Genomic DNA, 25,181 nt, shown 5'->3' on the forward strand with positions numbered 1-25,181 from the left:
GTTTACCCGAAAAAAGCGTTAGAATAACGGACTTTGCCGTTTAATTAAGGGGATGGACGCATGCTTTGGACAATATTGGCTTTAATTCTGCTGGCTGTCATAGCCGGCTTGTTCTGGTGGCGCCAGAAACAAGAGCAAAAGTGGCGCCAAGAATTGGCCCGACTCAGTGGCGACGAACAAGAAATAAACGAAGAAGACAGCCCGGTCGGTTTTTCCGACCAACTGGACAGCCTGAAACGTTTGTTCAGCATGAACAAGCACACTGCCGACAACCATAAAATCGCCCGCATCCGCCTGCTTTCTGCGCTCGAACACAATAAAACGCAACGCGCCGAAACAAACGAAGAGCATGCAGCAGAGCCGTTTGCCGAAGAGCCGGAACACATCGCAGCTACCGAAGAAGAAATCAAAGTTGCGCCTAAAACCCGTAAATCTGCCAAACCGGAACGTATTCCTAAAATCACGCCGTTTGCACAGATGGAAGCTCCCGAATACAGCCCGTCTTTGGTGCAAAACAGCAATTTTGAAGAAATCACATTAGAAGAAGCCACACGTTCCCTGCATGAAGCAGCGGTTGAAGAATGGAACGAGCATTTGGCCGAAAAAAATGCGCCAATTTACAAAGACGAAGTCGAAACTCCATTGTTGCGCGCTTCATCCCTGCCGATGACAGGTATGGAAATCATCGACTACAACGACCCTATCTTGCGCCGCACACGCGAACGTGCCTTGGCGCGGGCCAATAATGTCCGCGTGGCAGAAGCCAATGCGCCACATATCGAAACCGTTCAGACGGCCTTAAGAACTGCCGAAAAAGAAGCCATCCTCCCCTATACTTCCATGCAGGCATTCCCTTCTGAAATCCAAGCGGAAGATATTCACAACAACCTTGCCCGCCGTACCGCCGCACGCCACAAACTGGCCGCAGCCGTCGCCCCATTGCGCGACTACTCTCCGCGCACCATCGAAAATGACGAAATTCTGGCCAACTTGGGACAAATCAGCCGCCCTGCCAGCCTGCGCCGTCAAGTTCGCCATACCGAAGCGGCCGCTGAAAGATGGGCGCGTAAACGAGCTGCCACGGAAGCTGTTGCACCACAACCTGCCGCACCGGCAACGCCGTCCCGTCCGAAACCGGCTGCGCCTGTTAAAAAATCTCCTTATATCTCCCGACCTGCCGCACCAAACGCAACCGTAGTCGAGCCGCCTGCCGTACCGGTTGTCCCTATGGCTAAAACCGATATTCCCGAGCCGCCTGTTTTCCAAACCTCGATTGCGCCGATTGATATTCCCGAACCGCCTGCTTTTGAACATAAAATCCAAGTGCCGATTTTTGATTCGCAAGTCAATGCGCACGTCAGCAACCAACCCGAACGCAGTATCCGCGATTATTTAATCAGTGAATCTGCCGTCGAAGAAACAGAATTCGATGGTGAGCCGGAAGCGCCTGTACAAGCGGAAGCAGAAGCTATTCAAGCGGTTGAAACCATTGAACCCATTGAATCTGTTGAAACAATCGCAAGGCCGTCTGAATATACACAGACAGTCGTTGAAACACCTGTTCGAAGCGTAGAACCAAGCGTTCAAGAAGATACACCAAGCATAGCTATTCCAACTTCGGCAACCCTGACCGAGGCACACCTGCCGACCACTGCCCTGCTCCTGCCGCCGCAGTTTGACCCAAGCGCCTCGCAAACTGAAGAACAGTTGCTGGAAAACAGCATTACCATCGAAGAAAAACTGGCCGAGTTCAAAGTTAAAGTCAAAGTGATGGACTCCTATTCCGGCCCGGTCATTACGCGCTACGAAATCGAGCCTGATGTCGGCGTACGCGGCAGTGCCGTTTTGAACCTTGAAAAAGACTTGGCGCGCTCGCTTGGCGTGGCTTCCATCCGCGTGGTGGAAACCATCCCCGGCAAAACCTGCATGGGCTTGGAATTGCCTAATCCGAAACGCCAAATGATCCGCTTGAGCGAAATCTTCAATTCGCCTGCGTTTACCGAATCCAAATCCAAACTGACCCTCGCTCTCGGCCAAGACATTACCGGCCAGCCTGTTGTGACAGACTTGGCTAAAGCGCCGCATCTGCTGGTTGCCGGTACGACCGGTTCGGGTAAGTCCGTAGGCGTGAATGCCATGATTCTGTCCATGCTCTTCAAAGCAACGCCTGAAGACGTGCGCATGATTATGATTGACCCGAAAATGCTGGAACTGAGCATTTACGAAGGCATTCCGCACCTGCTCGCCCCTGTCGTGACCGATATGAAGCTGGCAGCAAACGCCCTGAACTGGTGCGTCAACGAAATGGAAAAACGCTACCGCCTGATGAGCTTTATGGGCGTGCGCAACCTTGCCGGTTTCAACCAAAAAATTGCCGAGGCCACCGCACGTGGCGAAAAAATCGGCAGCCCGTTCAGCCTCACGCCTGAAAATCCTGAACCATTGGAGAAACTGCCGTTTATCGTGGTCGTGGTAGATGAGTTTGCCGATCTGATGATGACTGCAGGCAAGAAAATCGAAGAGCTGATTGCCCGTCTTGCCCAAAAAGCACGCGCAGCCGGCATCCATTTGATTCTTGCCACCCAACGCCCAAGCGTGGATGTCATCACCGGCCTGATTAAAGCCAATATTCCGACACGCATTGCCTTCCAAGTGTCCAGCAAAATCGACAGCCGCACGATTCTTGACCAAATGGGTGCGGAAAACTTGCTCGGCCAAGGCGATATGCTGTTCCAGCTACCCGGTACCAACTATCCGCAACGTGTACACGGCGCATTCGCCTCCGACAATGAAGTTCACCGCGTAGTGGAATACCTGAAACAATTCAGCGCGCCTGACTATATCGACGATATTTTGAGCAACGGTTCCACCGAAGACTTTACCGGCACCAGCCGCAGCAACGACAGCGACCTCGACCCCATGTATGACGAAGCCGTTTCCGTTGTCTTGAAATCGCGTAAGGCCAGCATTTCCAATATCCAACGCCAACTGCGCATCGGCTACAACCGCGCCGCCCGCCTGATTGAACAAATGGAAGCCGATGGTATTGTTTCCCCGGCGGAAAACAACGGCAACCGCACCATCTTGGCGCAAAGCAGCGACCATCTGGATTAATTTATCCTCGCTTAAATCAAGGCCGTCTGAAAAGTTTTCAGACGGCCTTTTTAAATCAGATAATGAGTTCAAAGATTCCGATCAAATTAATAATCTATAAATAATATTATCTACAAAACCAAAGGCTTTTCCATTAACGGCATTTGCCTCGCTATTAAATAAGGGGCTGTACTAGATTAGCAGATATGTTACCCTCAAAATATGAAGATAACGCACTGCAAATTAAAGAAAAAAGTACAGAAAGAACTGCTCCGTTTTTTTTGTGCTGGAAGTTACCGCCCGTTCTGCCGCCGATATTTTGGGTATCCATCCCAATTCGGCAGCATTGTTCTACCGTAAAATCCGCACGGTTATCAGCCATCATTTGGCCTTGGCTGCCGATGAGGTTTTTGAGGGCTCTGTTGAGCTGGACGAAAGCTATTTCGGCGGACGGCGTAAAGGCAGACGTGGTCGCGGTGCAGCAGGAAAAGTAGTTGTCTTTGGCATTCTGAAACGCAATGGACGGGTCTATACCATTGTAGTAGATAATGCTAAGTCCGATACTCTGATGCCTGTTATCAAACAGAAAATTATGCCGGACAGCATTGTTTACACGGATAGCCTAAGCAGCTACGACAAGTTGGACGTGAGCGGTTTCATCCATTACCGCATCAACCATTCCAAGGAATTTGCCGACCGTCAGAACCACATTAACGGCATTGAGAATTTTTGGAGTCAGGCAAAACGTGTCTTGCGAAAATACAACGGAATCGATCGCAAATCTTTCCCGCTGTTCTTGAAAGAATGCGAATTTCGATTTAACTTCGGCACACCGTCCCGGCAGCTAAAAATCCTGCGGGATTGGTGTGGAATTTAGAGCTAATCTAGTACAGCCCCTTAAATAAACCCAGCCTCAATAAACAAAACTCGACCTGCCAGATATATCCCTATTCATTTGTCGCCATTTTCAGACGGCCTTTTGTCAAGACCGGAAAAAACAGGTAAATCCGTTTTTCGATTAGAAGCAATATTATTATGATTCATGCCTTCGGCAACACCCCACCCTTTACGAGGAAAAACAAATGAAAAAATATTTTGCAGAATTTTTCGGCACTTTCTGGCTGGTATTCGGTGGCTGCGGCAGCGCAGTTTTGGCAGCAGCCTACCCAGAACTTGGCATTGGCTTTGCCGGTGTCGCTTTAGCATTCGGTTTAACCGTACTGACCATGGCTTACGCTGTCGGCCACATTTCTGGAGGCCACTTCAACCCTGCCGTTTCCGTCGGCCTTTTCATCGGCGGCCGTTTCAACGGTAAAGACCTGTTGCCTTACATCGTATCCCAAGTTATCGGTGCGATTGCCGCTGCTGGCGTTCTGTATCTGATTGCTTCCGGTAAAACCGGTTTTGATGCTGTTGCCTCCGGCTTTGCCAGCAACGGTTTCGGCGAACACTCTCCTAACGGTTACGACATGATGGCAGCGTTACTGATCGAGTTCGTACTGACCGCATTCTTCCTGATCATCATCATGGGTTCTACCGACAAACTGGCTCCGGCCGGCTTTGCCCCTATCGCCATCGGCCTGGGTCTGACCCTGATTCACTTAATCAGCATTCCTGTAACCAATACTTCTGTTAACCCTGCACGTTCTACCGGCGTTGCCTTGTTCCAAGGCGGCTGGGCTGTTGAACAATTGTGGTTGTTCTGGTTGGCTCCTATTGCCGGCGCAGCAGTTGGCGCGGCTATTTACCGCTTCGTTTTGGCTAATGACGACAAATAATATTGACGGAATGACATTCCCGGTGTGGCTGATACTCTAAACCGACCGCACCCAAGTTGCCGAGACACAAACGCACCGCCTGACTCAGACGGTGCGTTTGTTTTTGCCATGTTACAATACTTTCTTTTCTCACATTCTCAAACCATCATGCAAACCTTACCTTTTCAAACCGATATCGCTGACAGAATGCTGGTCAATACCGAAAACGAAACCATCCATCCCGATGCCGTATTCGTACAAACGCAAAACGGCTATTGGATTGCTTGGCACGACCAACAAGCCGCCTTGCTTGCCCCCGACACACCACCCGATATTCCCTGCTTTTGGGTAGAAGGCGCAGAAAGCTTGGAAGAGCTGGTAAGCATGGTAGAAAATGGTGAATTTGACGAAGTTGAGGAATTTGACGGCGATGATGATGCTTGGCAAGAAGCACTAGGATGCGACCATCATCATGAAGGACACTGCGGATGCAGCCATTGAGATGCACAAAACGCCTGCTTCCGGTACTTGCCCTTTGTCTGACGCTTAACGGCTGCGTTGTAGGCGCGGCTGTCGATTTGGCTGCCACAACCGTCCTGACTGCCGGGAAATTGGTTGTCAAAGGAACGGGGGCAGTGATTGATGCCGCCATTCCTGACAGCAAAAAAGACAAGGACAAAGAAAAAGAAAAGAGCAAAGAAAAGAGCAAAGAAAAGCCAAAATCGGAAGAAATCATCCACAAAGAAGAATCATCCGATGAAGTAACGCAATAATCCTTCAGACGGCCTCGGAATCCTACTGAGGCCGTCTGAACATTCATCCTTACATATAGCCCTGTTCGCGCAAAGAGCAAGTTTCTTTTGCCGTCACGATAAAATGGTCCAACAGCGTAATATCGACCAAACTTAAAGCCTGTTTCAAACGCTCTGTAAACTGCACATCAGATTCAGACGGCCTTGCCGAGCCGCCCGGATGATTGTGTGCCAAAATCAAACTGTCGGCATATTCATCCAATGCCAATTTGACGATTTCACGGATATAAACCGTATTTTCCGCCACCGTACCGCGCGACAATTCCCGTACCGCAATCAATTGATTTTGACGGTTGAGCAGCAAAGCAACGCTGACCTCGATTTTTTCATGCCCAAGATGCAGGCGCAGATAATCCGCAACCGATTTCGGGCTTGACAAAACAATCTGCTCCTGCAAATCTTCACCCAAAATCCGCCGCCCGATTTCTTTGACCACGGCAAATTGAGTATAGCTTGCCAAACCCATGCCCTTATAAGCAGCGAGTGTTTTGGCATCCGCACTCATCAGCTTCCCCAAACTGCCAAATTCACCCAACAAATAACGCGCCAAATCGACCGCACTCATACCGCGTGTTCCGACACGCAATAAAATCGCCAGCAACTCCGCATCACTCAATGCCGCCGCGCCGTGCTCCAACAGCTTCTCACGCGGCCGCTCCCCCTCGGGCCATTCTTTAATGCTCATGTTTTCCCTTTTTATTCATATAGCGGATTTAGTTTTTTTATTCAGAACAAAACCATCTTGCCCGCATAAAACGCAATCCGCACGACTTTATTAAAATTAATGCAATTTGCGTATTTTATTCTATCTTAAATTATTTTTTAAGACATTTGAATATAAATTAAATCCTTTTGTGCAGAAAAACAACGTTACCCATTTTCGCTATCCTGTTCCCCTGCCTGCCTTTCCTTTCCTATTTGCTTCAAATCAGCCGCTACAAGCATTTTCATATTGCCCCTATGAGGCTTAGGCTAATATAATATTGAGTTTGCCGAGAGCAAAAGCTGAGGCTTAAACTGCTTTCTATCCACGCTGCCCGTGCGCTTTACAAGAGTTTCAGACGGCCTCCGTCCGACTCCCGCCAGCAATCAAACAGCTTTTTATCACCCATTCGAAAATCCGTTTTGCCGGTACTCGTCTTTCTTTTTGGAGTATTGCCATTATGACCGCAACCACTGCGTCTTCAGCCAAACCTTATTTGCAAATCCAAGGCTTGGTGAAAAAGTTTGGTGACAATTACGCTGTCGATAACATCGACTTGGACATCTATCAACACGAAATCTTCGCCCTTTTGGGCAGCTCAGGCAGTGGCAAATCCACGCTGCTGCGCATGTTGGCAGGCATGGAAAGCCCCAATCAGGGCAAAATCATTCTCGACGGCCAAGACATTACCAAGCTTGCTCCGTACGAGCGCCCAATCAACATGATGTTCCAAAGCTATGCTTTGTTCCCGCACATGAGCGTTGAGCAAAACATCGCTTTCGGTCTGAAACAAGACAAAATGCCTAAAGGCGAAATTGATGCCCGTGTGGAAGAAATGCTACGCCTGGTGCAAATGACCAAATTTGCCAAACGCAAGCCGCACCAACTCTCCGGCGGTCAGCAACAACGTATCGCTTTGGCGCGCAGCCTGGCGAAACGTCCTAAAATCCTGCTGCTTGACGAACCTTTGGGCGCACTCGATAAAAAACTGCGCCAACAAACCCAACTGGAATTGGTCAACACGCTGGAACAAGTCGGCGTAACCTGCATTATGGTTACCCACGACCAAGAAGAAGCGATGACGATGGCTACCCGTATCGCCATTATGTCCGACGGCCAATTGCGCCAAGTCGGTACGCCTAGCGATGTGTACGACTACCCTAACAGTCGCTTTACCGCTGAATTTATCGGCGAAACCAATATTTTTGACGGCGTCGTTATTGACGACCGCGCCGATTTCTCTATCGTCAAATGTGACGGCTTGGAAAACCACGTCCGCATCGACCACGGCCTTGGCGTTCCGAACGACCATGAAATCTGGATCAGCATCCGCCCAGAAGACATTGATTTGCATAAAGAAAAACCAGAACACTTGGGCGCGCACAACTGGGCCCAAGGCACGGTTAAAGAAATTGCCTATCTGGGCAGCTTTGCAATTTACCACATCAAACTCGCCAACGGCCGTGTCGTTAAGAGCCAAGTTCCCGCACCTTATTGGTATGTGCGCAACATTACGCCGCCGACTTGGGACGAGACCGTCTATATCAGCTGGCCTGAAAACCAACCGACACCTCTGTACAGTTAATTTGAGGGAAATGCAATGGACCTTAAAAAACTGAAAAAGAAACTGTTTCGCCGCCCCGGCCAGCGTGCAGTTATTGCCGTACCGTATATTTGGCTCTTGGTGCTGTTTCTGATTCCGTTCGCCATCGTCTTGAAAATCAGCTTTGCCGAACAAGAAATCGCCATTCCGCCATTTACGCCTTTGACGACGATTGATGAAGACTTAGGCCGTCTGAACATTGCCATCAGCTATCAGAACTACGCCGACATCTTCCAAAACTTTTGGAATACGCTCAATCCGTTTGGCGACAGTGAAAACAGCAATATCTATCTGATGACCTACTGGTCTTCGATTAAGACCGCGCTGACGACGACCATCATCTGCCTGTTGATTGGTTATCCGACCGCTTATGCCATTTCACGCGCCAATCCGGCTGCGCGCAACGGCCTGCTGTTGGCAATCATGCTGCCTTTCTGGACCTCTTTCCTGTTGCGTGTTTACGCATGGATGGGCTTATTGGGTCACAACGGCATCATCAATAATTTCTTAATCAAATATGGAATCATCAGCGAGCCTTTAGACTTGTTCTACAATGCGTTCTCGCTGAATTTGGTGATGGTTTACGCCTATCTGCCGTTTATGATTTTGCCGCTGTACACACAATTGGTAAAACTGGACAACCGCCTGCTCGAAGCCGCTTCCGACTTGGGCGCAGGTCCGATCAAATCGTTCTTTACCATTACCCTGCCTTTATCCAAAACAGGCATCATCGCAGGCTCTATGCTGGTCTTCGTTCCGGCCGTCGGTGAATTTGTGATTCCTGAATTGGTGGGCGGTTCTGAAAACCTGATGATTGGTAAAGTATTGTGGCAGGCATTCTTCGACCAAAACAACTGGCCGCTGGCTTCTGCTGTCGCCGTCGTCATGGTTGCCCTGCTGGTTGTACCGATTGCCCTGTTCCAGCACTATGAAAACCGCGAATTGGAAGAAGGAGGCAAATAATGCAGAAAACCAAATTATCCTGGTTCTTGAAACTGATGCTCCTGCTCTCGCTGGCATTCCTCTATATTCCGCTGGTGGTTTTGGTCATCTATTCTTTCAATGAATCCAAACTGGTTACCGTTTGGGGCGGTTTCTCAACCAAATGGTACGGCGCATTGATGGAAAACGACACCATCTTGGAAGCGGCCTGGCTGTCATTGCGTATCGCCATCGTTTCCTCGCTTGCCGCCGTGGCACTCGGCACATTGGCAGGCTACGCCATGGCGCGGATTAAACGCTTCCGCGGCAGCACCCTGTTTGCCGGTATGATTTCCGCGCCTATGGTGATGCCTGATGTGATTACCGGTTTGTCCATGCTGCTGTTGATTATTCAGGTGCAAATGTTCCTGCAAGGCAGTGAATTGCTGCAATCGCTCTACTTCGATCGCGGTTTCTTCACCATCTTCCTCGGCCACACCACGCTTTGCATGGCGTACATTACCGTCGTTATCCGCTCACGCTTGGTGGAATTGGATCAATCCTTGGAGGAAGCTGCAATGGACTTGGGTGCCCGTCCGCTGAAGATTTTCTTCGTGATTACCCTGCCGCTGATTGCCCCTGCGATTGCTTCCGGCTTCCTCTTGGGCATCACTCTGTCTTTGGACGACTTGGTAATTACCTCCTTCCTGTCAGGCCCGGGTTCATCGACATTGCCGCAAGTGATTTTCTCCAAAATCAAACTCGGTCTTGACCCTCAGATGAACGTTTTGGCAACCATCCTGATCGGTATCATCGGTACGCTGGTTATTGTCGTCAACTACTGGATGATGCGTCAGGCAACCAAACGGGAACGCGAGGCTGCCGAAGCCTACCGCCAAGAAAAATTGGCAGCCGAGAAAGCCGCCTAATATGCAGACAGGCTGTCCGATAAAGTGTCGGAACAGCCTGTTTTATTAACTGCATCTTATCCTTTCAGACGACCTGAACCCAAACCCACATTTAAGGCTGTCTGAAAACTAATTTCAATGAAGTGAAAACCAACCTAAAGCTCAAATCATGATCAATCCCAGCTTCAAAGAATACCTTCCTTCCTACTATGTCAGCACGGCCAATCCCCATCCGTCTTATCCGACGCTTGAAGGCCGTCTGAAAACTGAAACCTGCGTCATCGGCGGCGGTTTGACCGGTTTATGCACCGCTCTGCCGCTTGCCGAAAACAGCCATGACGTCATCGTACTTGAAGCCGCCCGTATCGGTTTCGGCGCATCAGGTCGCAGCGGCGGACAAATCATCAGCGATTTTGCCTGTGGCATGGAAGAAATCGAAAAACAAGTCGGCTTGGAACAGGCCCAATGGTTCTGGCAGCAATCTCTGCAAGCCGTTGAACTGGTTGACTCGCGCATTCAAAAACACAACATCCAATGCGATTGGCAACGCGGCTACGCGACCGTCGCCGTCCGTCCTCAGCATTGGAAAGAATTGCAACAATGGCACGAACACGCCCAAAAACATTATGGCGCAAGCCATTACCAGCTTTGGGATAAAGCCACGCTGAAGCAACAACTTGCCAGCGATATGTATCAAGGCGCGCAATTTGATCCTTTATCCGGCCACTTACACCCGCTCAATTACACCCTAGGCATTGCCAAAGCGGCAGCCGATGCAGGCGCACAACTTTTTGAGCAATCCCCGATGACGCGTATCGAGCCATGCGATAACGGCTGGCTGATTCATACGCCCAATGGCAGCGTTGAGTGCAAAAACCTCGTTTATGCCGTTAATACTTATGCCGGTTTACACCCGAAATTCAAAGTATTGGAACAAAAAGCCATTGCAGTCAGCACCTTTATCATCGCCACCGAACCCCTGGGCGAGCGCGCCAAAGACCTGATCCGCAACAATATGGCCATCTGCGACAACCGCCACGTCCTCGACTACTACCGCCTCAGCGCCGACGGCCGCCTGCTCTTTGGCGGAAAGGACAACGAGTTTATCGATGATCCAGACCGCATGACCGAACTCGTCCGCCAAGACATGCTGAAAGTTTTCCCGCAACTTACCGACGTCAGAATCGAGCATTCTTGGGGCGGCGAATGCGACATTACACGCAACCTCGCCCCACATTTCGGTCGCCTCGCCCCTACCGTTTTCTACGCCCAGGGCTACTCCGGACACGGCATGGCGATTACCGGCATTGCCGGTTTGGCAATTGCTGAAGCCATCATGGGCGATGACAGCCGTCTGAAACCTTTTGAGCAACTGCGCCACAGCAACATCATTACCCAGCCTTTCCTACGCAAACTCGGCTCTTTCCTCGGCTCAAAATACTATCAATGGAAAGACAGCCACTAAACCCAAGCAACAAACATATTTCAGACGGCGGCAGATTCAAGTAAAATTCAGACCGTCTGAAAGCTTAGATACGACAAAATTCAATCATTTATCAGTAAGGAGACCATCATGAGCAACCATCATAAACTCATCATCCTCGGCTCCGGCCCTGCCGGCTATACTGCCGCCGTCTATGCCGCCCGCGCCAACCTTAACCCTGTGATCATTACCGGCGTTGAGCAAGGTGGACAACTGATGACCACTACCGAAGTGGACAACTGGCCTGCCGATGCAGAAGGCGTACAAGGTCCGGAACTAATGGCCCGTTTCCAAGCTCATGCCGAACGCTTCGGCACTGAAATGATTTTCGACCAAATCCACACCGTTGATTTGCAAAACCGTCCATTTACCCTCAAAGGCGATATGGGCGAATACACCTGCGATGCGCTCATCGTTGCCACCGGCGCATCCGCCAAATATTTAGGTTTGCCAAGCGAAGAGACCTTTGCCGGCAAAGGCGTTTCCGCCTGTGCAACTTGCGATGGTTTCTTCTACAAAAAACAAGATGTTGCCGTAGTCGGCGGTGGCAATACCGCTGTGGGAGAAGCACTCTACCTTGCCAATATCGCCAACACCGTTACCCTGATTCACCGCCGCGATAGCTTCCGTGCCGAAAAAATCATGGTGGACAAACTGATGCAACGCGTCGAAGAAGGCAAAATCATCCTCAAGCTCAACAGCTCGGTTGATGAAATCTTGGGCGACGAAAGCGGCGTTACCGGTGCACGCTTGAAACACAATGACGGCAGCACTGAAGAAATCGCTGTAAAAGGCGTTTTCATCGCCATCGGCCACAAACCCAACACCGATATTTTCAAAGGCCAACTCGATATGGATGAAACCGGCTACCTGAAAACCAAAGGTGGCACCGGTGACAATGTTGGCGCAACCAATATCGAAGGCGTATGGGCGGCAGGCGACGTCAAAGACCATACCTACCGTCAAGCCATCACCAGCGCCGCTTCCGGCTGCCAAGCCGCGCTTGATGCCGAACGTTGGCTTGACCGCCACGGCGTATGAGCCTCTAAGCTACGCCCTATTCTTTAAAACATAATCAAAAGGCCGTCTGAGATTTCAGACGGCCTATAATCTATCTGCCACACTCAAATATTCATTTTAAAAGCAAATTTATATCAAATAAGTACTTTTGCTTTATAATAACGACAAATACCCAACAAACAGGGAACAAACATGAAAAAAACACTAATGACACTTATCCTTTGCGCACTGACTCCTGCCGCCCTAGCTGCCGATACTTACGGCTACCTGGCCATGTGGCAAAACCCTGCCGACAGCAATGAAGCACTGCAAATCAAAACCACCAAAGAAAATGCCACCCAACTGGATGCGACAGCCGAACTCGAAACATTCTGTAAAGGCCAAGATGCCTTAGCCGGCATCAGCGCAGGCCAAGCAACAGGCTGTAAAACAGTTGTCCCCCTGCACAACACCTGTATCGCTGTTGCCTATCCTAAAGCCATGGGCAAATTGACTGCTCAAAACGTGGTGGCCATTACCTCCCCACGTTTCAAAACCGTGCATCAAATTGCCTTGAACCAGTGCATCAAAAAATACGGTTCACAAGGACAATGCGCTTTAGAAACAGTCTATTGTACTTCTGAAACCTATTATCAAGGTACGGTCAAAACCCTCTGGGAAAAAATCAAATCCATTTAAGGCCGTCTGAAAATAAAACCGGCTTGCCCGATATTCTCCATATCACGGCAAGCCGGTTTTTTATTCTGGCTTTTATTTGCTGTTTTTTTCCAACAATTTGGCCACAACACCTTCAGCCTGTTTCACCAAATCAGGGTTGGTTCTGAAGTGGTTTTCATCATTTAAAGAGTAGCTGACCGTAGAAACCGCATACTTCGTGCTTCGCAACACAAATACGCCTTTACGCAAAATTTCGTCATTGCCTTTGGTTTTGTAACGCAGGTTATACGGGCAAGAAGAATCATACAGTTTGCCACGGTTGTCTGCGGTTACAATCGTGCTGCCAATGCCGCGTTTTGCTAAAGCTTTAGACAAAGCACGATCCAAATCATGCGGTCTTACTTTTGCATTTTGAATGATGCAGACATGTTTGATGCTGGTCAGCTCTTCAGGTTTCAATACTCTTTGTTCAGTAGTGGAACACGCGCCCAGCAACAATACGGCTGAAGCCGCTGCTAAAATCATGGTTTTCATCTGTTTTCCTTTTTAAAATTTTCAAACAATAAATATTCAGACGGCCTTTATAAAAAGGCAGTCTGAAAAAATCAACGTACGTTTTTCATCAAACGCTGTTTCTCACGCTTCCAATCCGCTTCTTTCAGGCTTTGGCGTTTGTCATGCTGTTTCTTACCCTTGGCCAAACCGATTTCCACTTTAATTCTACCGCGGGTGTAATGCAGGTTTAAGGGCACAATTGTATAACCGGCACGTTCGGTTTTTCCGATTAACTTGTTGATTTCCGATTGTTTCAACAACAATTTACGCGGGCGGACAGGGTCGGGTTTGACGTGTGTCGATGCAGTAGGCAATGCGGTAATGTGGCAGCCCACCAAATAGAATGCGTCTTTTTTCCAGTAGATATAGCTTTCTTTTAATTGCACGCGTGCAGCGCGGATGGCTTTGACTTCCCATCCCTCCAATACTATACCGGCTTCGATTTGGTCTTCGATAAAGAAATCGTGAAAGGCTTTTTTATTATTGGCAATACTCATTGTGCTGATTCTTTACAAACTTTTCAGACGGCCTATTTTATCAGGCATGCTTAAAAAATAAAACGGCAAACGGTTTTGAAACGTTTATTCGCTTAAAACATGGCGGCGGTAAAAGCGGTCTATATCGGCAATGGCTTTTTCATCTTCAGGGCGCAAATCCAGTTTCAAATCGGCAAGGCGGATCAAGATTTGGTCTTCACGCTCGGCAACGGCGCAGCTGACCTCGCCTTCGCTGCGGAAATGACGGATAAGCTCGTCCAACTGGTTTAAAGCATTTTGATAAGATGAATTTGGATTCATAATTTTTAACCCGAACGCCCATAAAAAATGGCGGGAAACCCCGCCATGATTTTACGGCTTACGCCACGCATTTGATTAAGCAGCTTGAATGTTAGCAGCTTGTTTGCCTTTAGGGCCGGTGGTTACGTCGAAAGACACGCGTTGGCCTTCTTTCAGGGTTTTGAAACCTTCCATGTTGATCGCTGAGAAGTGAGCGAACAGATCTTCGCCGCCTTCGTCAGGAGTGATGAAACCAAAACCTTTAGCGTCGTTAAACCATTTTACGATACCGGTTGCCATTAGAAACTTCCTATACTTAAAAATTAACAAAATCAGCAAAACAAGGCATACAGCAAACTAAAACGTTCAGCGTTTCTCCCCCGTTTTTTATTACGCGGTCGAGTGCCAACTTCTGCTTAACCGTCTTTTTACATTTGTTAAGACAAAACGTCAAGCTATGTTTTCAAAAAAGTGGGAAAATAGAAAAAATTGGCTGAAATACAACAGAAAACGGTTTGCACTCTTAAACAGGCCGTCTGAAAACTGAAATCTAAGCTTATGAACCATCAGAATACCGACCACCAATCCGATACCCTGCTCAGCGATATCAACACCCAGCCGCCGAAACGTTACGGCGTATTTTTATTGAACGACGATTACACCACCATGGAATTTGTCGTCGAAATCCTGACCGAAGTCTTTATGCTTGCACAGGAACAGGCAGTGGCCGTTATGCTGCTGGTGCACCACGAAGGCAAAGGCCTGTGTGGCACCTACACGCGCGATATTGCCCAGACCAAGCAACATCAGGTCATGGAACGTGCCAAAGCTGAAGGGCATCCGCTCAAATGTATAGTCGAAGAGGTTTAAACCATGCTTTCACCCGAATTGGAACACATCCTGCAACTGCTCTACCGTGAAGCACGCAACGCGCGTTATGAGTTTATCAGCTTGGAACACCTGCTTTTGGTGCTGATAGAAGAAGATGCAGCTGTGCCGAACGTCTTGAAACTGTGTGGTGCGGATTTGAAGGTCCTGTCCGAGCAGCTAGCCGCCAGCGTGGCCGAAAATACGCCGCAAATTCCCGATCATCTTCTGGATACGGTTGAAACCCAGCCGACATTGGGCTTCCAACGCGTCATCCAACGGGCGATGGTACATACCCAGTCTGCCGGCAAAGCCGCAGTAGAGCCTTTGGATATTTTGGTTGCCATGATGAGCGAATCCGAAAGCCATGCGGTTTATTTCCTCAAATTGCAATCCATTACGCGCTTTGAAGTCTTGCGTTGCATTGCCCATGGCTCACCCGATGACGAAGACGGCAATGATTCAGACGGCCTGGGACGCGAGGGCGAAGAAGCGGAACAAAAAACCGGTTCCCTTTCCGACTACACCGTCAACCTCAACGCCGAAGTCAAAGTCGGCCGTATCGACCCTTTGATTGGTCGCAAACACGAAATGGAAAGGCTGGTGCAAATCCTGTGCCGCCGCCGCAAAAACAATCCGCTTTTAGTCGGCGAAGCAGGCGTGGGCAAAACCGCACTGGCGGAGGGTTTGGCACATCAAATCGTCAACGGCGACATTCCTGATGCACTGAAAGAAGCCGAAGTGTACGCGCTGGATATGGGTTCGCTTTTGGCGGGCACGAAATACCGCGGCGACTTTGAAGCGCGGGTCAAATCCGTCTTGAAACAGCTCGAAAAAATCCCGCACGCCATTTTATTTATCGACGAAATCCACACCATCATCGGCGCGGGCAGTACCAGCGGCGGCACGATGGACGCATCCAACCTGCTCAAACCCGCGCTGGCGAAAGGCTCGCTGCGCTGCATTGGCGCGACCACCTACGACGAATACCGCACCATTTTCGACAAAGACCATGCCTTAAGCCGCCGCTTCCAAAAAATCGACGTGGTCGAGCCCACCGTCGCCGAAACCGTGCAAATCCTGCGCGGCTTAAAACCAATGTTTGAAGATTTCCACCAAGTGCGCTATACGCAAGGTGCGCTCGAAGCCGCCGCCGAACTTTCCGCCCGCTACATCAACGAACGTTTCCTGCCCGACAAAGCCATCGACGTAATGGACGAAGCAGGCGCGGCGCAACGGATTTTGCCCAAATCCAAACAGAAAAAAGTCATCGGCAAAGCGCAAATCGAAACCGTCATCGCCAAAGTCGCACGGATTCCCGAAAAAACCGTGTCGCACGACGACAAACAAGTGCTGCAATTCCTCGGCCGCGATTTGAAAAACATGGTTTACGGTCAGGAAAACGCCATCGACGCGCTGGTTGCCGCCGTCAAAATGTCGCGCTCCGGCCTCGCCCTGCCCGACAAACCCATAGGCAGCTTCCTCTTCTCCGGCCCGACCGGCGTCGGCAAAACCGAAGTCGCCAAACAGCTTGCCTACTCGATGGGCGTACCGCTGCAACGCTTCGATATGTCCGAATATATGGAACGCCATGCCGTATCGCGCCTCATCGGCGCTCCGCCGGGCTATGTCGGCTTTGAACAAGGCGGCCTTTTAACCGAAGCCGTCAACAAACAGCCGCATTGCGTGTTGCTCTTGGACGAAATCGAAAAAGCCCACCCCGACATTTTCAACGTCCTCCTGCAAGTCATGGACGCAGGCAAACTGACCGACAACAACGGCAAGAGTGCCGACTTCCGCAACGTCATCCTGATTATGACCACCAACGCAGGCGCAGAAAGCCTCAGCCGCCCCAGCCTCGGCTTTACCGCCAAACGCGAACGCGGCGATGAAATGCAGGCAATCAACAAGCTCTTCACGCCCGAGTTCCGCAACCGCTTAGATGCGATTATCCCGTTTGCACCCTTGTCCGAACCCATCATCGTCAAAGTCGTGGACAAATTCCTGCTCCAGCTCGAACACCAGCTCCTCGACAAAAAAGTCGAAGCCGAATTCACACCGGCACTGCGCAAATATCTGGCGGAAAAAGGTTTCGACCCGCAAATGGGCGCACGCCCGATGAACCGCCTGATTCAGGAAAAAATCCGCAAACCGCTCGCCGACGAACTCCTGTTCGGCAAACTCGCCGACGGCGGCTTCGTGCGGATAGACTGGGATGCAGCGAAAGAAGAAGCCGTGTTGAAGTTTAAGAAAAGCAAGGTCAAACCTGAAACAGCGGCGGTTTGACGGATAAAGGTAAAAGGTCATCTGAAAACGAGATTTCTGTTTTCAGACGACCTTTTTTTGTCATTAACACCTAATTCTCCATCTATATAATGGCCAAAAATAACAAAATGCCTCGTAATTTAACAAATTAATTATTTTTGTAAATTATTTACTTGATATTTTTAAATGACTATTTGATAATACATCTACATTTTAATTATCAATCAACTCATTGCAAAGGAAATATCTATGTCTTTCAAAAAAGTAAGTGCAGCAACTATTATCGTCCTGAGCCTGGCAGCATGCAGCAACAACCAGCCTAATGACATTCCATCCATCACTAGTTCATCAAATGGCATCCAGAAGAATAACGGCAATTCTGCTGACAATAACGGTAATACTTCCAGTAACAATAACAATACTTCCGGCAACAATAGCAATACTTCCGGCAACAATAGCAATACTTCCGGCAACAATAGCAATACTTCCGGCAACAATAGCAATACTTCCGGCAACAATAGCAATACTTCCGGCAACAATAGCAATACTTCCGGCAACAATAGCAATACTTCCGGCAACAATAGCAATACTTCCGGCAACAATAGCAATACTTCCGGCAACAATAGCAATACTTCCGGCAACAATAATTCTTCTGCCAACACTACACCACGCGTTGATTTTTCAGTTTCATACGAAGGTATAAAAAATACCGCCAATAAAGATATCCGAGAACTTGCACAGAAGAAGAAAATTGATGGGGCAGTTATTCTCAAATCCTATAAGGTAAATTTAGGAAACCAATCCAGCAGTGGTAATAATTTTAATTTATCCAGTATTCCACTTAAAACGTTAGTCAGCCAAAACTATCGGGAAACTGTCGTTGCACAGGCAGAAGGTCAGAACCATACCATTGCCCGAAATGGTATTGCTCATATTTACCGTCAAAACTATTCCCTAATTGCAGGTATTACACCCACCGGCTTAACAATTAATGGTGAATCAGAGGAGCTGGATACTGACGATGACGATACCAATATCCTGATTAAAGGTTATACCACCCAAAACCTGCCCACTACGGGGAAATTCGACTATTCCGGTATTGCAAGCGATGGGGATAAGAAAGGAAAATTGGCTTATTCTGTTGACTTCGACAGTAGAAAAGGCAGCGGCAAAATTACAGGTCTTGACAGCGACATTCATCTGAATGAAGCAGAAATTAAAAAAATGAGCTACACCAATAAAGAAACTGACGGAACCACAATTAAGGGATACGGAATCGAAGGTTCTTCCAACCGTGGTGGCAGCTACCGACTCGGATTCTTCGGTCCGGATGCAGAAGAAATCGTTGGTACTGTCGATGATCGCAACAATGGTGAAATTGGCTTTGCCGGCTCCCGCTAATATTGATGTAATATAACCAAAAGGTCGTCTGAAAACGTTTCAGACGACCTTTTCGAGCATTTTCACCGCGTTATCCGTATAATAACCGGATACGCCTGCCATCCATATCCCACTGAATAAAATGAATAAAAATCATCTTGTCTTACTGATGCTCTCTTTCCCAACGGCTGCCCTTGCTGACACACCCGTTGTCCGTGTACCTGAGCCTGTATTTTTTGACAAACAACCCAACAGCGAAATGCTCTCAAAAGATTTTACTGACGACAAACCCACAGAACAGAGGCTTTCAGACGACCTTTCTGCCGATTCCTCATTGGAAGCACAGATCAACCGCGCATTAATCGGACGGGACTGGAAGACGCTGGAAGGTTTGTTGACGCAATATAAAGCCGTGCCCGACCGGGATGCCGTTTTATACGATTATGCTTTAGGCGCGTTGCGGCGCAGTCAGTTGCGGCATGGTGAGGCTGTATCACTCTATCGCGGCATTTTGGCGAAACATCCCGATTTGGCGTATCCGCGTTTCGATTTGGGCGTAATGATGTTTGAAAACAAACAGTACCGTGAGGCAAAAGCTGAATTGAAACGGGCAAAACCGGATTTGCAGCCGCCCATGCAGCAACTTGCCGACCGCTATCTTGCTTCCATTGAATCGACGCAAAGCTGGCAGCCCGATGTTTCGCTGCAATACGAGCAAACCGATAATGTGAACAATGCCTCGTCCGAGCGCGTTATAGAATGGAACGGCAGACGCTGGAATAAAACCGCTGATAGCCTACCGCAAAAGGCGCACGGTATCCGCTACGGCGCCGGTGTATCGCGCGAAATCAACATGGGTGGGCATCATTTTGTTTACGGCAACCTGAGCGGCGACGGCGTGCATTATTGGGACAATCAGGATTTTAACGAGCAAAGCCTGCGCTTGGTGGCAGGCTATAAAAACCGTTCGGCGGTGCAATCTTTCGGGGTTGTACCGTTTGCCGAGCAAAACTGGCTGGGCGGCAAACGCTATAATCGTGAAACCGGTATCCATACCGACTTTTCACGTCGTCTGAACGAAAAATGGCGGCTCTCGTTCAATGCAAGCTATATCAAAAAATACTATCAAAACAGCAACACGGCTGCGCGTTACAACAGCCATATGCCGCTAGTGGGAGCAACGCTGGCATACTCTGTGCCGAAAAACTGGCTGATTTACGGAGGCGTGGACTGGTCGCATGACATGACCAAAGAAGCGGAGCAGGCATCCGTACGCAAGGGCATACGCTTTGGCACGGCGAAAGCGTTTGAGAACGGATTCGGCATCCGCACCAACCTGCGCTACGCCCGCCGTACCTTTGATGCACCGGGTAGCCTGGTGTACCGCCTGACTCGAAAAGACCATGAATATCAGGCAAATGCCTCTATTTGGCACAACAAAATTGCATGGAAAGGCTTTGTGCCGCATTTGAATTTCCGTTATCTGAAAATCGACAGTAATATGAGCGGCTTCTATTCCCGCAAAAATATGCAGACATTCATCAGTGTGGAGAAACAGTTTTAATGTAACAGAGATGGGAACAAAACATGCCGTTTCAATCAGCCTTTTTTCCTATACAGGTGGAAGATCGTCGAAAATTCTAAGAAACAGGTATTTGAAAAACAGTTGCTAAATTAAAAGAAATTCCCCTCATACTCGAAAATGATGTTGATTAAAGTGTTTCTATTTGAATTACAAATCATTGTATTCGCAAATCCAAACGGTAAGACCTAGAAAAAAGCCGTCTGAAATTTCAGACGGCCTTTTTATTTCAATCAAAAATCTGATTTACAGAACGGATTTAACAGTGGCAACCACATTGTCTACGGTAAATCCGAATTCTTTGAACAGCAAATCAGCAGGTGCAGACTCGCCGAAGCGGTTGATACCGACCACGGCGCCGTTCAAACCGACGTATTTATACCACCCGTCGGCATGTCCGGCCTCTACGGCAACGCGTGGTAAACCTTCCGGCAGAACGGCGGCTTTATAGGCGGCATCTTGGCGGTCGAATACATTGGTAGAAGGCATAGAAACAACGCGTACTGCGATACCTTGTTCTGCCAATACTTTTTGCGCTTCTAAAGCCAATTCAACTTCAGAACCGGTAGCAATTACAACAGCTTGAGCATTACCTTGAGCTTCACTGATGACGTAGCCACCGCGTTTAATGTCGTTCAGCTGTTGCTCATCACGCGCTTGGAATTTCAGGTTTTGACGGCTGAAAATCAAGCTGGACGGATGATCAGTCGCTTTAATGGCTTCAGACCACGCTACCAAAGATTCAACGGTATCACATGGACGCCATACATCCATATTTGGAATCAGGCGCAGAGTGGCAGTTTGCTCGATAGGTTGGTGGGTCGGACCGTCTTCGCCCAAACCGATGGAATCGTGAGTGAACACAAATACAGGGTTGATTTTCATCAGTGAAGCCATGCGCAAGGCGTTACGCTCGTATTCGCTAAACATCAGGAAAGTCGCGCCGAATGGTTTAACACCGCCATGCAGGGTAAGGCCGTTCATGATTGCGCCCATGCCGAACTCGCGCACGCCGTAGTGAATATAGTTGCCGCCGTGTTCGCGGGTAACGGAAACGCTGTTTGACCAGTCAGTCAGGTTGGACGGGGTCAAGTCGGCAGAACCGCCCACCAATTCAGGCAGCTCTTTAGCCAAGATTTCGATGCTGTTTTGGCTGGCTTTACGGGTAGCGATGGTTTCTGCTTTGGCGCACACTTCCTTCAATGCGGCTTGAACGTAAGCATCGAAATTTTCAGGCAGTTTTTTATCCATGCGGCGCACGAATTCTGCAGCTTCTACAGGATATTTGGCTTGATATTGAGCGAAGAGTTCGTTCCATTCGGCCTCAAGTTTCGCGCCTTTTTCTTTTGCATTCCATGCGGCATAGATTTCTTGCGGAATTTTAAACGCAGGATAAGCCCAACCCAAATGTTTGCGCGTGGCTTCGATCTCGTCCGCACCCAAAGGCGCACCGTGGGTTTTGTGGCTGCCTTCTTTGTTGGCGCTGCCTTTGCCGATTAAGGTTTTGCAGCAGATGAGGGACGGCTTGCCGGTTTCGGCTTTAGCAGCTTCAATGGCCGTCTGAATGGCATCAGTGTCATGACCATTGACATTTGGAATCACATGCCAGCCGTAGCTTTCAAAACGTTGCGGAATATTTTCGGTAAACCAACCGTCCACTTTACCGTCAATGGAAATATTGTTGTCATCATATAAAACAATCAGCTTGCCCAAGCCCAAAGTGCCGGCGAGCGAACAGGCTTCGTGCGACACGCCTTCCATCATGCAGCCGTCGCCCATGAAGACGTAGGTGTGGTGGTCAACGATATTCAAACCATCTTTATTGAATTCGGCAGCCAAGATTTTTTCGGCCAAAGCCATGCCCACTGCGTTGGCAATACCTTGTCCCAATGGACCGGTCGTGGTTTCCACGCCGTCGGTGTAGCCATATTCAGGATGGCCGGGGGTTTTGCTGTGCAGTTGGCGGAAGTTTTTCAGGTCATCAATGGAAACGTTGTAGCCGGTCAGGTGCAACAGGCTGTAAAGAATCATGGAAGCATGACCATTGGAGAGGACAAAACGGTCGCGGTTGTAGAATTTTGGATTGGCCGGATTATGATTGAGGAACTTCGTCCACAACACTTCTGCCATTTCCGCCATACCCATAGGCGCACCCGGGTGGCCTGAGTTGGCTTTTTGTACGGCATCGACTGAGAGGAAACGGATTGCGTTTGCCAGTTGAGACATGGTTTGACCTTCCTTGGACAAGATTGGAAATATGAAAAAAGGTGTGCCGATTATCGCCTGAATCAGCCGTGCTTTCAAGGATAGCTTTTGATATTCGCTTTGTCAGACGGCCTGTTTCCACTCGGTTGCCCGAAACGGACAGGATAGATGATATTAACTGTTATTTCGTTTTGAAACAGTGCTTTATATATTTTTATCGTGTGAATAGCAAATCACTATAAGTTTGCATACAGGCTGATTCGTAAACCTTTGAATACTGCCCTTTTCAGACGGCCCTACATCAAACGGCCACAAGGAATCCATCGTTAAAACGAAGTCCCTCTTTTGCTTTGAATAGAGTCAAATGTTATGATTTGTATGCACGCGAAAGGCCGTCTGAAAATATTCACATCAAACTACTACCATGACAACAGGCTTGTGTGCACTTCATCAAGGAACACTGAAATGTCACCAGAAAACCAAGCTGAAAACACCTCACCCTCAACAGAAAAAACAGCAAAAGCCACTCCGCCCAAACCTTCCAAACCCAAATCCAGCGTGATTCAAATCCATCCTGAAGGCGAACGCATCCATCCTAAAAAGGCGGAAGGACGCTTTGCCAAACTGCGTATCGCCGCAGTATTGGCGACCCAGTTTGTATTTTACGTTATTCCATGGTTCAACTGGAGCGGCCGTCAAGCGGTTTTATTCAATATCCCTGACCGTCATTTCTTCATTTTCGGACTGTCGCTGGGTATGGGCGATTTGATTTACCTTGCCTTGCTGCTGATGATTTGCGCATTCGGCCTGTTTTGGTGGACAACCATTGCCGGTCGTTTGTGGTGCGGCTACTCTTGCCCTCAAACGGTTTACACCGAAATTATGCTGTGGATTGACAACTTAGTCGAAGGCGATAGAAACAAACGACTAAAACTGGAAAAATCGCCTTGGAACTTTACTAAAATTCGCATTAAGGCCACCAAATACCTGCTGATTTTCCTTGTCTGCTCATGGACAGGTATCACTTTTGCAGGCTGGTTTGTCCCGATCCGCCAATTTGTTCCCGATTTATTCACCGGAGCAACAGGCGGCGGCGCAATGTTTGCCGCAGCATTTTACGGATTCATGACTTTCTTCTTCGCCCACATCATGCGCGAAAAAGTGTGTCTACATATGTGTCCGTATGCACGTTTCCAAAGTGCAATGTTTGACAAAGACACGCTGATTATTTCTTACGATACCGAACGCGGCGAACCGCGCGGCGCACGCAAAAAAACCGCTAACAAAGAAGACAGCGGCTTGGGCGACTGCATCAACTGCACCATGTGCGTGCAAGTCTGCCCCGTCGGTATCGACATCCGCGACGGTTTGCAATACCAATGTATCGGCTGCGCGGCGTGTATCGATGCCTGCGACGAAATCATGGACAAAATGGGCTACGAGCGCGGCTTGATCCGTTATACAACCGAAGGCGCGTTGGAACACGAATACCCTGAAAGCGATATCAAAAAACGCTTGAAACGTCCGCGCGTAGCTGGTTATGGCGCAGTACTCCTGGTGGTCATCATCGCCTTCCTGGTCGGCATTTCCACCCGAAAAATGGTCGAAGTCGATATCCTTAAAGACCGTGGCGTCATGGTTCGCGAAAACAGCCAAGGCTGGTTGGAAAATGCCTATAACCTGCGCATTATCAACAATAGTGAAAACGAACAACTGATGACTGCAACCGTCAAAGGCTTTGATGAAATCGCGCTGACCGGCCTGCCTGAAAACGGTATTAAAATTGCGCCGCGGGAAACCGTTACCATCCCGGTACAGGTATCTACCATTCCCGAATACGCCGACAAAGGCAGCCATCCGATTGAATTTACCTTTATCTATCACGAGACCGGCTCTGCCGACTCCAAACCGACTACTTTAGAAGAAAAAGCAACCTTTATCGGAGAATAAACGGTGTCCCCACAACCCAAAATCAAACCTTGGTACAAACATATTTGGCCCTGGGTGCTGATGGCCGGCCCCATCTTCGTCGTTATCGCCAGCGTTTCCATGTTCTTCGTCGCAAAAGAACATACGACAGACTTGGTGTCTGACGATTACTACAAAGACGGCAAACACATCGAAATCCAACTTCACCGCGATGAAGAAGCCGTTAAACGGCAAATTCAGGTGCAGGTCTTAATCAGTCCGGATATGAATGCCGCCAAAGTATTCGTCAGCGGACAATTCGATACCAAACAGCCATTAAACCTATTGTTGATGCACCCAACGCGCAAAGCCGATGACCAAACCGTCAAGCTGCGCGCCGTAACAGCCGAACCACAAAACGGCCGCATGGAATACGAAGCCGTCTTTAAACCTTTACGCCCAACCAATCATTGGTACTTACGCGTTGAAGATGCCTCAGGCGTATGGCGTGTTGAAAACAAATGGATAGTCAGCCAAGGCAATGCAGTCAACTTGACGCCTATGGACAAATTGTTCGACAACGGCAAACAAGCCGCTTCAACAGAACAATAAATCCCGACCCAGGCCGTCTGAAACCTTTCAGACGGCCTGAAATCTTCATACCCTCTTAATATTCTCTTCCAAAT

At 48.9% G+C, this 25,181-nt stretch carries 22 protein-coding genes and 1 pseudogene; 17 read left to right on the forward strand and 6 right to left on the reverse strand.

The window, feature by feature from the left end; genetic code table 11:
* Positions 1-60: 60 nt before the first annotated feature.
* The 5 genes and pseudogenes from DBY97_RS01395 (at position 61) to DBY97_RS01415 (ending at position 5,623) form a co-directional block, all read left to right on the forward strand.
* Positions 61-3,114, forward strand: coding sequence for a DNA translocase FtsK (locus DBY97_RS01395; RefSeq protein WP_107857190.1), 3,054 nt, complete (start codon positions 61-63; stop codon positions 3,112-3,114).
* A 201-nt stretch (positions 3,115-3,315) separates the two neighbouring features.
* A pseudogene (locus DBY97_RS01400) lies at positions 3,316-3,970 on the forward strand (IS1595 family transposase).
* 205 nt (positions 3,971-4,175) lie between these two features.
* Positions 4,176-4,871, forward strand: a complete 696-nt coding sequence (gene aqpZ / locus DBY97_RS01405; protein ID WP_063067881.1) for an aquaporin Z — start codon at positions 4,176-4,178, stop codon at positions 4,869-4,871.
* 147 nt (positions 4,872-5,018) lie between these two features.
* On the forward strand, positions 5,019-5,351 hold the full coding sequence (locus DBY97_RS01410) for a general secretion pathway protein GspG (RefSeq protein WP_107723668.1): 333 nt from the start codon (positions 5,019-5,021) through the stop codon (positions 5,349-5,351).
* Positions 5,339-5,623: an NF038104 family lipoprotein gene (locus tag DBY97_RS01415; protein WP_107723450.1), complete on the forward strand. Its 285-nt coding sequence runs from the start codon at positions 5,339-5,341 to the stop codon at positions 5,621-5,623. The genes DBY97_RS01410 and DBY97_RS01415 overlap by 13 nt, the downstream gene beginning before the upstream one ends.
* Before the next feature lie 49 nt (positions 5,624-5,672).
* On the opposite strand, the gene radC is transcribed toward DBY97_RS01415, so the two are convergent.
* A complete protein-coding gene (gene radC, locus DBY97_RS01420) occupies positions 5,673-6,347 on the reverse strand; it encodes a RadC family protein (RefSeq protein WP_107857191.1) in 675 nt (224 codons plus the stop codon).
* A gap of 478 nt (positions 6,348-6,825) precedes the next feature.
* Between radC and DBY97_RS01425 the strand changes: the two genes are divergently transcribed.
* From DBY97_RS01425 to DBY97_RS01450, 6 genes are all read left to right on the forward strand, one after another.
* Positions 6,826-7,950 (forward strand): ABC transporter ATP-binding protein, encoded by a 1,125-nt coding sequence (locus DBY97_RS01425; protein ID WP_107857192.1) that lies wholly within the window; start codon positions 6,826-6,828, stop codon positions 7,948-7,950.
* Positions 7,951-7,965: 15 nt separating this feature from the next.
* Complete coding sequence (locus DBY97_RS01430) at positions 7,966-8,931, forward strand: ABC transporter permease subunit (protein WP_049335897.1); 966 nt, start codon at positions 7,966-7,968, stop codon at positions 8,929-8,931.
* The gene (locus DBY97_RS01435) at positions 8,931-9,818 is read left to right on the forward strand and encodes an ABC transporter permease subunit (RefSeq protein WP_003679574.1); all 888 of its coding nucleotides are present in this window, start codon (positions 8,931-8,933) and stop codon (positions 9,816-9,818) included. The genes DBY97_RS01430 and DBY97_RS01435 overlap by 1 nt, the downstream gene beginning before the upstream one ends.
* Before the next feature lie 148 nt (positions 9,819-9,966).
* Positions 9,967-11,262 (forward strand): NAD(P)/FAD-dependent oxidoreductase, encoded by a 1,296-nt coding sequence (locus tag DBY97_RS01440; RefSeq protein WP_107857193.1) that lies wholly within the window; start codon positions 9,967-9,969, stop codon positions 11,260-11,262.
* A 108-nt stretch (positions 11,263-11,370) separates the two neighbouring features.
* Positions 11,371-12,321: a thioredoxin-disulfide reductase gene (trxB, locus tag DBY97_RS01445; RefSeq protein ID WP_004520795.1), complete on the forward strand. Its 951-nt coding sequence runs from the start codon at positions 11,371-11,373 to the stop codon at positions 12,319-12,321.
* Positions 12,322-12,492: 171 nt separating this feature from the next.
* Complete coding sequence (locus tag DBY97_RS01450) at positions 12,493-12,978, forward strand: DUF4189 domain-containing protein (RefSeq protein ID WP_063067886.1); 486 nt, start codon at positions 12,493-12,495, stop codon at positions 12,976-12,978.
* Positions 12,979-13,050: 72 nt separating this feature from the next.
* Here the strand turns inward: DBY97_RS01450 and DBY97_RS01455 are convergent, their stop codons facing one another.
* From DBY97_RS01455 to DBY97_RS01470, 4 genes are all read right to left on the reverse strand, one after another.
* A complete protein-coding gene (locus DBY97_RS01455; protein WP_070608621.1) occupies positions 13,051-13,491 on the reverse strand; it encodes a hypothetical protein in 441 nt (146 codons plus the stop codon).
* A gap of 71 nt (positions 13,492-13,562) precedes the next feature.
* Complete coding sequence (gene smpB, locus DBY97_RS01460; protein ID WP_003679566.1) at positions 13,563-14,009, reverse strand: SsrA-binding protein SmpB; 447 nt, start codon at positions 14,007-14,009, stop codon at positions 13,563-13,565.
* Positions 14,010-14,093: 84 nt separating this feature from the next.
* Positions 14,094-14,309, reverse strand: coding sequence for a hypothetical protein (locus DBY97_RS01465; RefSeq protein WP_003746135.1), 216 nt, complete (start codon positions 14,307-14,309; stop codon positions 14,094-14,096).
* Positions 14,310-14,384: 75 nt separating this feature from the next.
* Positions 14,385-14,588, reverse strand: a complete 204-nt coding sequence (locus DBY97_RS01470; RefSeq protein ID WP_002217533.1) for a cold-shock protein — start codon at positions 14,586-14,588, stop codon at positions 14,385-14,387.
* A 258-nt stretch (positions 14,589-14,846) separates the two neighbouring features.
* Here DBY97_RS01470 and clpS point away from each other — a divergent pair, with 258 nt between their 5' ends.
* The 4 genes from clpS (at position 14,847) to DBY97_RS01490 (ending at position 20,364) form a co-directional block, all read left to right on the forward strand.
* Complete coding sequence (gene clpS / locus DBY97_RS01475) at positions 14,847-15,158, forward strand: ATP-dependent Clp protease adapter ClpS (RefSeq protein ID WP_107857194.1); 312 nt, start codon at positions 14,847-14,849, stop codon at positions 15,156-15,158.
* Between the two features lie 3 nt (positions 15,159-15,161).
* Positions 15,162-17,441 (forward strand): ATP-dependent Clp protease ATP-binding subunit ClpA, encoded by a 2,280-nt coding sequence (gene clpA / locus DBY97_RS01480; protein ID WP_107857195.1) that lies wholly within the window; start codon positions 15,162-15,164, stop codon positions 17,439-17,441.
* Positions 17,442-17,669: 228 nt separating this feature from the next.
* On the forward strand, positions 17,670-18,821 hold the full coding sequence (locus DBY97_RS01485; RefSeq protein WP_107857196.1) for a factor H binding protein domain-containing protein: 1,152 nt from the start codon (positions 17,670-17,672) through the stop codon (positions 18,819-18,821).
* Between the two features lie 121 nt (positions 18,822-18,942).
* The gene (locus tag DBY97_RS01490) at positions 18,943-20,364 is read left to right on the forward strand and encodes a surface lipoprotein assembly modifier (protein ID WP_107857197.1); all 1,422 of its coding nucleotides are present in this window, start codon (positions 18,943-18,945) and stop codon (positions 20,362-20,364) included.
* Between the two features lie 264 nt (positions 20,365-20,628).
* Here the strand turns inward: DBY97_RS01490 and tkt are convergent, their stop codons facing one another.
* A complete protein-coding gene (gene tkt, locus DBY97_RS01495; protein WP_107857198.1) occupies positions 20,629-22,608 on the reverse strand; it encodes a transketolase in 1,980 nt (659 codons plus the stop codon).
* Between the two features lie 444 nt (positions 22,609-23,052).
* Between tkt and ccoG the strand changes: the two genes are divergently transcribed.
* Complete coding sequence (ccoG, locus tag DBY97_RS01500) at positions 23,053-24,537, forward strand: cytochrome c oxidase accessory protein CcoG (protein ID WP_107857199.1); 1,485 nt, start codon at positions 23,053-23,055, stop codon at positions 24,535-24,537.
* Between the two features lie 3 nt (positions 24,538-24,540).
* Positions 24,541-25,107 carry a FixH family protein gene (locus tag DBY97_RS01505; protein ID WP_039862483.1) on the forward strand — a complete coding sequence of 189 codons (567 nt, stop codon included), beginning with the start codon at positions 24,541-24,543 and terminating at the stop codon, positions 25,105-25,107.
* Positions 25,108-25,181: the final 74 nt, after the last annotated feature.

It is taken from the genome of Neisseria subflava (assembly GCF_003044645.1).
Taxonomy (GTDB): Bacteria; Pseudomonadota; Gammaproteobacteria; order Burkholderiales; family Neisseriaceae; genus Neisseria; species Neisseria subflava_B.